Genomic DNA, 9,884 nt, shown 5'->3' with positions numbered 1-9,884 from the left:
CCGCGCTCTCAAACCACCATCCACCACAACGATGTCCTCACTGCCGTATCAGGTTCCTAATGACCCCAAATTCAATTCTGCCAAAGTAGTGCTAGCTTGAAAGGTAGAGCGGCCGTTCTCAGGCCGCTCTGGAACTAGAGGCCGCGGCCGGCTTGCGCGCCGCCCGTCGCCTTTCCATCATGATCGGCCGATAGGAGCGGTAAAGGATCATGGCGATCAGCAGGCCGATATAGATGAACTGCTCCACGGATAGCACCTTGGTCGATAGCGCAAAGTGCAGGGCACCGCAGGCGGCGATGATGTAGACGAGGCGATGCAGCCAGATCCATTTCTTGCCGAGATGCTTGATCGAAAAATTGTTCGAGGTTACGGCGAGCGCCAGCAGCATGACGAGACCGGCCATGCCGAACATGATGAAGGGCCGCTTCAATACGTCGTCGATGACGGCCTGTACATCTAGCGCCTGGTCTAGAACCATATAGACCGTCAAATGCATCAGCGCGTAGTAGAAGCAAAGCAGGCCTAGCGCGCGGCGATAGCGCAAATAGTTCCAGCCGAAGAGATCGCGAAGCGGTGTGACAGCAAGCGTCAGCAGCAGGAAGCGGATCGCCCACAGTCCCAGGAAGAGTTCGAAGGTCTTCACCGCATCGGCGCCGAGCTGATCCGTCGCGCCGAGATAGAATTCCCAGGCCGCCGGTAAAAGCCCGACAAAGTAGAGCGCCCAGACGGAGGCGGGCTGCCAGCGTTTTGGGAGAGCGAAGGAGAGGGCCATCAGAAATTCACCCTGAGATCCATGCCGCTATAGAGGCGGGCGACCTGATCGGCATAGCCGTTGAAGGGCAGGGTGGGGTGACGGTTGGAGCCGAAGAAGCCGCCTTCGCCGATGCGCCGTTCCGTCGCCTGGCTCCAGCGCGGATGATCGACGGCCGGATTGACGTTGGCGTAGAAGCCATATTCCTGGCTGTTGGTTGCCTGCCACGTGTTCAGCGGCTGCTTGTCGGTGAGCGTGATACGGACGATCGACTTGATGCCCTTGAAGCCATATTTCCACGGCACGACGAGGCGGATCGGCGCGCCGTTCTGGTTCGGCAGGGTCTCGCCATAGAGGCCGACGGCAAGCAGCGTCAGCGGATTGCGCGCCTCGTCCAGGCGCAGGCCCTCGACATAGGGCCAGTTCAGAGATTGCAGCAGGAGGCCCGATTGCCCCGGCATTTCTTCCGGCCGCACCACTGTCTCGAAGGCCACATATTTGGCGCTGCCCTGCGGCTCCACCTTGTCGAGCAAGGCCGAGAGCTGGAAACCATCCCATGGAATGACCATCGACCAGGCTTCGACGCAGCGCATGCGATAGACCCGCTCTTCCGGCGGGAATTCCTTGATCAGCGCGTCGATGTCGAAGGTGCCGGGCTTGTTGACCATGCCATCGACCTTGACCGTCCAGGGGCGCGGCTTGAACTTGCCCGAGAGGCTGGCCGGATCGGACTTGTCGAGGCCGAATTCGTAGAAATTATTGTAGGTGGTGACGTCCTTGAGCGGCGTCAGCTTCTCATTGACCGTATAATTGCTCTTGCTCGCCGTCAGGGCTTCGGCCAGCGCCGCATTGCCGCCGATTGCCGCCATGCCGATGCCGGCCGCTGCGGCCGTCAGGAACTCGCGCCGCTTCAGATAGATCGAGCGGGGTGTGATCTCGGAGGATGCGATTTTCGGCGGGCGATAGGCGGCCATGGAACAATTCCTTTATGCGATAGCAGCTTGATATGAGCGATACGCAACGGACACGGGTTTTGTTACACTCTTAGGCTGGCATTTCTTTGGAAGTGAAAGCAACTTTTTGTGTGCGCTTGTCATAGGGCCGTTTCGTTCCCAACTTTGGTCGAGCGACTTGTTTGCCCGGACGCGGCCCTTGCCCGACAGCGTACCGGATTCGCTTGAGTTGATAGTGACAGTACTGCACGATTGGATTAGGACAATTCCAAAAAGCGGAGTTGCCGGCGCTCTTTGGCCTGAAACCCTTGGCCGATGCCCGACGCCGCACAATTTCCAGGATGACGAGGAAGACACCATGCCAGCTTATCGTTCCAGAACAACCACCCACGGCCGCAACATGGCCGGCGCGCGCGGCCTTTGGCGTGCGACGGGTATGAAGGACGGCGATTTCGGCAAGCCTATCATTGCGGTGGTCAACTCCTTCACCCAGTTCGTGCCCGGCCACGTCCACCTCAAGGATCTCGGCCAGCTCGTGGCGCGTGAAATCGAGGCAGCCGGCGGCGTTGCCAAGGAATTCAACACCATCGCCGTCGATGACGGTATCGCCATGGGCCATGATGGCATGCTCTATTCGTTGCCGTCGCGCGAGCTGATCGCCGACAGCGTCGAATACATGGTCAACGCCCATTGCGCCGACGCCATGGTCTGCATCTCCAATTGCGACAAGATCACCCCCGGCATGCTGATGGCCTCGCTGCGCCTGAACATTCCGACGGTCTTCGTGTCCGGCGGCCCGATGGAGGCCGGCAAGGTCGTCCTGCATGGCAAGAAGCATGCGCTCGATCTGGTCGACGCCATGGTTGCCGCTGCCGACGACAAGATCAGCGATGAGGATGTCCAGGTCATCGAGCGCTCCGCCTGTCCGACCTGCGGCTCGTGCTCGGGCATGTTCACCGCCAATTCGATGAACTGCCTGACCGAGGCGCTCGGCCTGTCGCTGCCTGGCAATGGCTCGACGCTCGCAACCCATGCCGACCGCAAGCGCCTCTTCGTCGAAGCCGGCCACCTGATCGTCGATCTTGCCCGCCGCTATTACGAGCAGGAGGATGCATCCATCCTGCCGCGCTCTGTTGCATCGAAGAAGGCCTTCGAGAACGCCATGGCGCTCGATATCGCCATGGGTGGCTCGACGAACACGGTTCTGCATATTCTTGCCGCTGCGCATGAAGGTGAAGTCGATTTCACCATGGCCGACATCGATGCGCTCTCGCGCCGCGTACCGTGCCTCTCCAAGGTTGCACCGGCGAAGAACGACGTTCACATGGAAGATGTGCACCGCGCCGGCGGCATCATGTCGATCCTCGGTGAGCTCGACAAAGGCGGCCTGATCAACCGCGATTGCCCGACGGTTCACGCCGAAACGCTCGGCGACGCCATCGATCGCTGGGACATCACCCGCACCAACAGCGAAAGCGTGCGCGAATTCTTCCGCGCGGCTCCCGGCGGCATTCCGACCCAGGTTGCCTTCAGCCAGAACGCCCGCTGGGAAGAACTCGATACCGATCGCGAGAAGGGCGTCATCCGCTCCGTCGAGCATCCCTTCTCCAAGGATGGCGGTCTTGCCGTCCTCAAGGGCAATCTGGCGCTCGATGGCTGCATCGTGAAGACGGCCGGTGTCGATGAATCGATCCTGAAGTTCTCCGGCCCCGCCAAGGTCTTCGAAAGCCAGGATGCTGCCGTCAAGGGCATTCTCAGCAATGAGATCAAGGCCGGCGACGTCGTCGTCATCCGCTACGAAGGCCCGAAGGGCGGCCCCGGCATGCAGGAAATGCTCTATCCGACGAGCTATCTGAAGTCGAAGGGCCTCGGCAAGGCCTGCGCGCTCATCACCGACGGCCGCTTCTCCGGCGGCACCTCGGGCCTGTCGATCGGCCACGTTTCGCCCGAAGCAGCCAACGGCGGCACGATCGGCCTGGTGCGCGAAGGCGACATGATCGACATCGACATCCCGAACCGCACCATCAGCCTGCGCGTCGACGACAAGGAACTTGCTGCTCGCCGCGAAGCCCAGAACGCCAAAGGCTGGCATCCGGCGGAAGTGCGCAAGCGCAACGTCACCACGGCGTTGAAGGCCTATGCCGCGTTTGCGACCAGCGCGGATCGCGGCGCGGTTCGCGATCTGGGTGGGAAGTAACTAGACCCCTTCGCCCGCACAGCGGGGAGAAGGTGGACTCGAACGGTCGAGCATAGCTCGGCCGCGAGAGGACGGATGAGGGGCTTTCGAGCTTTATCGCAGCGACGGAGTTTGGCTGTCGCTGCGCTTGCCCATCACCCTAGCCCTCTCCCCGCAGGCGGGACGAGGGGACTGTTGGGGCAAGCCTCTGAATCACAGCAGACCAAGCTCTTACAGCGGCCGATTGATCTGCTTGTAGGTGTCGTTCAGCACCTTCAGGCGCTCCTCATAGGACGTAGTCAGGCAAGCCACGTCAGCTCCGCAAGCCTGCCGCTTCTTCAGCCATTCCGTCTGCTGGTCCTGCATCGTGCCGCGTGCGCCCATGGCGAGAAGGCCTGAGAGCAGGTCGAAGGTCGTCACCATCTTTACGTCGGCATCGTTGAGGGCCCTCACGTCGCAGATCGTCTTCTCGTCCGGTTTCAGGTTCTGTGCCTCGCAATCGAAGCTGGCGGCGTGGGAGATGCCGGCCATGCCCAATGAGATGAGGAAAGTGGCGGCGGCAAGATGGTTCGATCGCATATGTTGCTCCCTTTGACGATTCCCAACGCGAAATGCATGACAGCACGTTTTTGTTCGGCGAGCCTGTTTTTTATCGCCGCAAACCTCCATTTATGCTTCATGCTTCCGCCCTCTTTTCTTTCTAGCGTCGGGCGCTACAACGTTGTTTAAAGAGAATTAAAAAGGGAAATTTCCATGCATGTCCTCCTGAAGCGCACTGCCGTTTCGATGATTGCTCTCGTCATGGCGATGCCGCTTTCCGCTGAGGCTCAAACGGCAAAGACGCTGCCGGAAAGCCAGACGCAGATGCAGCTTTCCTTCGCTCCGCTGGTTAAGCAGACGGCCGGTGCCGTGGTGAACGTCTATGCCGAGCGCGTCGTGCAGCGCCAGTCTCCCTTCGCCGGCGATCCCTTCTTCGAGCAGTTCTTCGGACAGCGCATGCCGAATCGCACCGAGAAGCAATCTTCGCTTGGCTCGGGTGTGATCGTGGAGGCGAATGGTACCGTCATCACCAATAACCACGTCGTCGACGGCGCTGACGATATCAAGATCGCACTTTCGGATGGCCGCGAATTTCCCTGCAAGGTCGTGCTGAAGGACGATCGCGTCGATCTCGCCGTTTTGAAGATCCAGTCGAAGAACGAGACTTTCCCGGTTCTGCCGCTCGGCAATTCCGACGGCATCGAGGTCGGCGATCTCGTGCTCGCGATCGGCAATCCCTTCGGTGTGGGCCAGACCGTAACGAGCGGTATCGTTTCGGCGCTTGCCCGCAACCAGGTCAAGAACGAGGTCGGCTTCTTCATTCAGACCGATGCCTCGATCAACCCCGGCAATTCTGGCGGCGCGCTCGTCAACATGACCGGCGAGCTGATCGGGCTCAATACGGCGATCTTCTCCCAGGGTGGCGGCTCCAATGGTATCGGCTTTGCCATTCCAGCCAACCTGGTCAAGGTTTTCCTTGCCGCAGCCGATCGTGGCGACAAGTCTTTCGAGCGGCCCTATATCGGCGCCACGTTCGAGCCGGTGACATCCGATGTCGCCGAAGCGCTTGGCCTGGACAAGGTGCGCGGCGCGCTGGTGACCAAGGTGGTCGATGGCGGCCCGGCGGCCAAGGCCGGTCTCAAGCCGGGAGAAGTGATCACGGCGCTGAACAATATCTCCATCGAGCATCCGGATGCGCTCGGCTATCGCCTGACGACGGCCGGTCTCGGCGCGACCGTGTCGCTGACCGTGCTCGATACCGGCAAGGAACATCAGACCACGATGACGCTTGCCGCAGCACCGGAATCCATTCCGCGCGATGAGCGGGTGATCGAGGGCAACAATCCCTTCTCCGGCGCAACCGTTGCCAATCTTTCCCCGCGGGTTGCCGATGACCTGCATCTGCCGCCGGATTCCACGGGCGTTGTCATCGAAAGCCTGAAGCAGAACTCGCCGGCCGATCGACTGGGATTTGCCGCGCGTGATATCGTCATTTCCATCAATGGCGTGGCGATCAACACGACCGAGATTCTTCAGCGGACCGTCATGTCAAACCCAAGCTTCTGGCGCGTCGAGATCGAGCGTGACGGCCAGCGTATCAGGCAGTTCTTCCGATGAGCGATGACCTGTTTGCACCGCGGATACCGGAGGAGGTCGCCAACAAGCGGCCTCTCGCCGACCGTCTGCGGCCGCAAACACTGGCAGAAGTCACCGGTCAGGCACATCTGACCGGCGAGGATGGCGTATTGCGCCGGATGATCGAAGCGGGCTCGCTGGGATCGATGATCTTCTGGGGGCCGCCCGGCACCGGCAAGACGACGGTTGCTCGCCTGCTGTCGGGAGAAGCCGGTCTCGCCTTCGAGCAGATTTCGGCGATCTTCTCCGGCGTCGCCGATCTGAAAAAGGTCTTCGAGGCGGCAAGACTGCGCCGCATGGATGGCCGCCAGACCCTGCTGTTCGTCGACGAGATCCATCGCTTCAATCGCGCCCAGCAGGATAGCTTCCTGCCCGTGATGGAAGATGGCACCGTCATTCTAGTGGGCGCAACCACGGAAAATCCGTCTTTCGAACTCAATGCCGCTCTTCTCTCCCGCGCTCGTGTGCTGACGTTCCGCTCTCATGATGAGGAAAGCCTGGAAGAATTGCTGCGCCGGGCTGAGACGGTGGAGGGCAAGCCGCTGCCGCTGACGGAGGATGCCCGCGCCAGCCTGATCCGCATGGCCGATGGCGATGGCCGCTCGGTGCTGACGCTGGCCGAAGAGGTCTGGCGCGCCGCGCGCAAGGACGAGCTTTTCGATCCCGACATGCTGGTCAAGATCGTCCAGCGCCGCGCTCCGGTCTATGACAAGGCGCAGGACGGTCACTATAATCTAATATCGGCGCTGCATAAGTCGGTCCGAGGCTCCGATCCGGACGCCGCGCTCTATTATCTCGCCCGCATGTTCGATGCCGGCGAGGATCCGCTCTATCTCGGCCGTCGGCTGGTGCGCATGGCCGTGGAGGATATCGGGCTTGCCGATCCGCAGGCGCTTGTCATCTGCAATGCCGCCAAGGACGCCTATGATTATCTGGGGTCACCGGAAGGTGAGCTGGCGCTGGCCCAGGCCTGCGTCTATCTCGCCACAGCGCCAAAATCCAATGCCGTCTACACGGCTTTCAAAGCCGCGACCCAGGCCGCCAAGCAAAACGGCTCGCTTCTGCCGCCCAAGCATATCCTCAATGCACCGACCAAGCTGATGCGGACCGAAGGCTATGGCGACGGTTATCGCTACGATCATGATGAGCCGGATGCCTTTTCAGGCCAGAATTACTTTCCGGAGAAGATGGGTCGCCAGACCTTCTACGATCCGCCGGAGCGCGGGTTCGAGCGCGAGATCCGCAAGCGGCTGGACTGGTGGTCGAAGCTGCGCAAGGAACGCGGCGAACGCTAAAGCAATTCCAGGAAAAGTGCGAAGCGGTTTTCCGTCCGGAATTGCGTGAAAACAAAAAGATAGAGCGTTTCGCAATTCGAAGAAAGGCGGAAAGACTCTAGCCGACATCACCTGCCGGCGACATCCTGCGGCGCTTTCTGTATTCGCGGCATTGTTATCCTATCGACCATCTTCACGCTCGATTCCGCCAGGCTCTTGTGACCTTCCATGTCGACGACGAGATGCCAGTGCCCGAGCTCCGGAATGGTGAGCCGGATCGGTGATTTCTTCGCGACGCCGCCGAGAAACTGGTGCTTGAGCGTCTCCGTGAAGCGCTCGAAATTCGAGCCGTTCATCAGCCTGACATTGGCGATGGCCGAGAGGGTGATTTCGATCACCGCTCCGGAGCGCTGTTCCCCGAGATCGTAATGGCTGTAGCGGAAGGCAGGCTTCGACATGGCTTTCTGCTCGTTGGATATCTGGCCGAGAGCTTAACTGAAGGCGAGTTAAGGAAGCGTTGGGCGGGATAGTGCGAAGCCTGCGTGAGGTAGGTTCAGTGCAGATTGGACGAGGCTGGGGCGAAGTCGTTAAGATCGAGTATAGCGCCTTCGGGTGCCAGGCAGATATCGGCCGGATTGTGGTTGCATTCCTCGGCGGCGAAGTGCAGGGCGGCTGCCTCGTTGCGGAATAGGCCGCCGACAAGGCCTTGCCGGTCCTGAACGATCCAGCTGCCGCGGCGGTCGCGGCCGATGATGAAGCGGGCCGGAGCCGACGAAATCGGGCTGTGAGCCGAACGGCGCTGAATATGCTGTGCGTTTGCCATGTCTATGTTTCCTCTTGAATCTCTTCGGTTTCGCTCAGTGTCCGGTCAGGTGCAGCGCCATCTGCAGGGCGCCGGCAATCAGGAGGACAAGCCCGAGGCGCGGAGCGACGGAACGAAGCCCGTTCAGCAATGCGTCCGAGGAGATGGGCCACTCGCTTCTTGCGAGGGCGGCCATGCGAGGGCGTTGGAGGGGGTCGGCGGATAGGCCGGCATGCGTATGGCGTGACATCGTGGTTCCTTTCAGTGTCACCGGCACCGCTGCTCCGATAAGATCATTTCCGGTGCTACGCTGTTGAATCTATGAGGGAGTTGCTAGGTTTTCCATTTGCCTGAAACGGCAAAAATATAAAAATCTCATAGGGATGGCGCGATCTCACAACCCCAGGCGAGAGGCATGGCGCGAGGCAAACCGGCCGCTTCCGTCGAGCTGAAACGGTGTGATTGCTGTCTGGATGGCCATAGCCGTCTCGCTGGTGACGCCGACCAGGGGCAGGCGGACATCCGCGTTGATATCCCTGGCCAGTGACAAGGCGTGCTTGACCGTCGCCGGTTCGCTTTCGCGGGTCAGCGCGCTGAATAACGGCTGCAGGCGCTCGTCGATGGATAGGGCAGCGCTGACGTTGCCGCAGGCGGCCGAATGCTGCATCGATTGAAAGAGCCGCGGAACGATATTGGCAGCTCCCGAAAAGCAGCCATGACCGCCCGCGGCCTTGAAGCCGAGTGCGCTGGCATCGTTCGAGGTAAACAGGCCGAATCGCTCCGGCAGAAGGGGTCGCCAGAGGTCGACGCGTGAGATGTCGCTACTGCCGTCGGCAATCCCGATGATTCCCGGAATCTCCGCGAGCTGCGCGACCGTTGCCGGCGCGAGGTCGATCGCGGTATGCGATGGTTGATTATGGACGATGATCGGCAGCTCGGTCTGCGCTGCAAGTTGCGCGAAATGGTGACGCACACCCTTCTGCGTCGGCTTGGAATAGTAGGGCACCGTCACGAGGGCGGCATCGGCACCAAGTCGCTGCGCCTGCATGGTTTCCTTGATGGTCGTCGCCGTATCGTTGGTTCCCGTTGCAACAATGACAGGCACCTTGTCTTCGGAAAGCTCGATGCAGATTTCAATGGCGCGGATGCGCTCGGCTTCTGTCAGTGTCGGGCCTTCGCCGGTCAACGAACAGACCAGCAGCCCGTCGATGCCGCTCAGTAGCTGCCATTCCACATGCGCCATCAGGGCGACGCTATCGAAAGCGTCATCGTGAAACGGGGTAACAAGCGCGGTGATCGCACCGCCGATGCGTCTCTGAAAAGTCGGACTGCTCATGTCGGCTGCGTCTCAGAGGTAATGCAGTACGATGAAAAGCTCCAGGCCGCCGAGAAGCAGACCGAAGGCGAACATGGCCTGAAAAGTGCGCCTTTCGCGGATCTGATGATTGTCAAGCGGGCGCTGGCGCCGGCCTTTTACGCCCAAGGCCGATACCTTAACGCGGTGATGTTTCTCGTCACTGTTATGAACGAGGACGCGGATGGATTCCGAAAGACTGGGCGCGTGCGTGTCGAGCATGGGATCTATCTCCATATTCCACCGCAAGCGTAACGCCGGCCCCCATAGGAAATCCATTCGAGGTGAAAGGCGAAGAAGTAAGTGAGATATAAAGGGCCGGCAGCCCGGATTTTCCCCCGGCAGCTGGCTCGTGGCCCGCCGCCGGAAAGGAAGATGGCGTTGGCGATAATCGACTGC

Annotated in this window: 11 protein-coding genes; 3 read left to right on the top strand and 8 right to left on the bottom strand. The window is 60.6% G+C overall.

The features are described 5' to 3' along the window. Positions 1 to 118 precede the first annotated feature (118 nt). Both msrQ and msrP read right to left on the bottom strand, forming a co-directional pair. Positions 119 to 775, bottom strand: a complete 657-nt coding sequence (gene msrQ, locus FHT84_RS19765; protein WP_183763632.1) for a protein-methionine-sulfoxide reductase heme-binding subunit MsrQ — start codon at positions 773 to 775, stop codon at positions 119 to 121. Next, entirely contained in the window at positions 772 to 1,725 is a 954-nt protein-coding gene (gene msrP / locus FHT84_RS19760) for a protein-methionine-sulfoxide reductase catalytic subunit MsrP (protein WP_183763614.1), read from the bottom strand. The genes msrQ and msrP overlap by 4 nt, the downstream gene beginning before the upstream one ends. Positions 1,726 to 2,062: 337 nt before the next feature. Between msrP and ilvD the strand changes: the two genes are divergently transcribed. After that, positions 2,063 to 3,901: a dihydroxy-acid dehydratase gene (gene ilvD / locus FHT84_RS19755; protein WP_183763612.1), complete on the top strand. Its 1,839-nt coding sequence runs from the start codon at positions 2,063 to 2,065 to the stop codon at positions 3,899 to 3,901. 210 nt (positions 3,902 to 4,111) lie between these two features. Here the strand turns inward: ilvD and FHT84_RS19750 are convergent, their stop codons facing one another. Next, positions 4,112 to 4,459: a hypothetical protein gene (locus FHT84_RS19750; protein WP_183763609.1), complete on the bottom strand. Its 348-nt coding sequence runs from the start codon at positions 4,457 to 4,459 to the stop codon at positions 4,112 to 4,114. 174 nt (positions 4,460 to 4,633) lie between these two features. On the opposite strand from FHT84_RS19750, the gene FHT84_RS19745 reads away from it, so the two are divergent. Both FHT84_RS19745 and FHT84_RS19740 read left to right on the top strand, forming a co-directional pair. Next, the gene (locus FHT84_RS19745; RefSeq protein ID WP_183763606.1) at positions 4,634 to 6,037 is read left to right on the top strand and encodes a DegQ family serine endoprotease; all 1,404 of its coding nucleotides are present in this window, start codon (positions 4,634 to 4,636) and stop codon (positions 6,035 to 6,037) included. Continuing rightward, a complete protein-coding gene (locus FHT84_RS19740; RefSeq protein WP_112341028.1) occupies positions 6,034 to 7,350 on the top strand; it encodes a replication-associated recombination protein A in 1,317 nt (438 codons plus the stop codon). The genes FHT84_RS19745 and FHT84_RS19740 overlap by 4 nt, the downstream gene beginning before the upstream one ends. Before the next feature lie 107 nt (positions 7,351 to 7,457). Here the strand turns inward: FHT84_RS19740 and FHT84_RS19735 are convergent, their stop codons facing one another. The 5 genes from FHT84_RS19735 to FHT84_RS19715 all read right to left on the bottom strand — a co-directional run bounded on the left by FHT84_RS19735 (position 7,458) and on the right by FHT84_RS19715 (position 9,707). Then, positions 7,458 to 7,787, bottom strand: coding sequence for a DUF1883 domain-containing protein (locus FHT84_RS19735; RefSeq protein ID WP_183763604.1), 330 nt, complete (start codon positions 7,785 to 7,787; stop codon positions 7,458 to 7,460). A gap of 95 nt (positions 7,788 to 7,882) precedes the next feature. After that, a complete protein-coding gene (locus tag FHT84_RS19730; RefSeq protein WP_183763602.1) occupies positions 7,883 to 8,152 on the bottom strand; it encodes a hypothetical protein in 270 nt (89 codons plus the stop codon). Positions 8,153 to 8,186: 34 nt separating this feature from the next. Further along, positions 8,187 to 8,381, bottom strand: a complete 195-nt coding sequence (locus tag FHT84_RS19725; RefSeq protein ID WP_162736967.1) for a hypothetical protein — start codon at positions 8,379 to 8,381, stop codon at positions 8,187 to 8,189. A gap of 144 nt (positions 8,382 to 8,525) precedes the next feature. Continuing rightward, complete coding sequence (dapA, locus tag FHT84_RS19720) at positions 8,526 to 9,467, bottom strand: 4-hydroxy-tetrahydrodipicolinate synthase (RefSeq protein ID WP_183763599.1); 942 nt, start codon at positions 9,465 to 9,467, stop codon at positions 8,526 to 8,528. A 12-nt stretch (positions 9,468 to 9,479) separates the two neighbouring features. Further along, positions 9,480 to 9,707 (bottom strand): hypothetical protein, encoded by a 228-nt coding sequence (locus tag FHT84_RS19715; RefSeq protein WP_183768570.1) that lies wholly within the window; start codon positions 9,705 to 9,707, stop codon positions 9,480 to 9,482. Positions 9,708 to 9,884: the final 177 nt, after the last annotated feature.

Origin of the sequence: Rhizobium sp. BK289 (assembly GCF_014193575.1) — a bacterium.
GTDB classification, from domain to species: Bacteria; Pseudomonadota; Alphaproteobacteria; order Rhizobiales; family Rhizobiaceae; genus Rhizobium; species Rhizobium tropici_C.
The sequence above is the reverse complement of the archived record's forward strand: the minus strand, read 5'-3'. Positions and strand labels throughout refer to the sequence as shown.

Coding starts and splice junctions, on each gene's coding strand:
- msrP (WP_183763614.1), bottom strand. CDS start 1,725: ATGGCCGCCTATCGCCCGCCGAAAATCGCATCCTCCGAGATCACACCC.
- ilvD (WP_183763612.1), top strand. CDS start 2,063: ATGCCAGCTTATCGTTCCAGAACAACCACCCACGGCCGCAACATGGCC.
- FHT84_RS19750 (WP_183763609.1), bottom strand. CDS start 4,459: ATGCGATCGAACCATCTTGCCGCCGCCACTTTCCTCATCTCATTGGGC.
- FHT84_RS19745 (WP_183763606.1), top strand. CDS start 4,634: ATGCATGTCCTCCTGAAGCGCACTGCCGTTTCGATGATTGCTCTCGTC.
- FHT84_RS19740 (WP_112341028.1), top strand. CDS start 6,034: ATGAGCGATGACCTGTTTGCACCGCGGATACCGGAGGAGGTCGCCAAC.
- FHT84_RS19735 (WP_183763604.1), bottom strand. CDS start 7,787: ATGTCGAAGCCTGCCTTCCGCTACAGCCATTACGATCTCGGGGAACAG.
- FHT84_RS19730 (WP_183763602.1), bottom strand. CDS start 8,152: ATGGCAAACGCACAGCATATTCAGCGCCGTTCGGCTCACAGCCCGATT.
- FHT84_RS19725 (WP_162736967.1), bottom strand. CDS start 8,381: ATGTCACGCCATACGCATGCCGGCCTATCCGCCGACCCCCTCCAACGC.
- dapA (WP_183763599.1), bottom strand. CDS start 9,467: ATGAGCAGTCCGACTTTTCAGAGACGCATCGGCGGTGCGATCACCGCG.
- FHT84_RS19715 (WP_183768570.1), bottom strand. CDS start 9,707: ATGCTCGACACGCACGCGCCCAGTCTTTCGGAATCCATCCGCGTCCTC.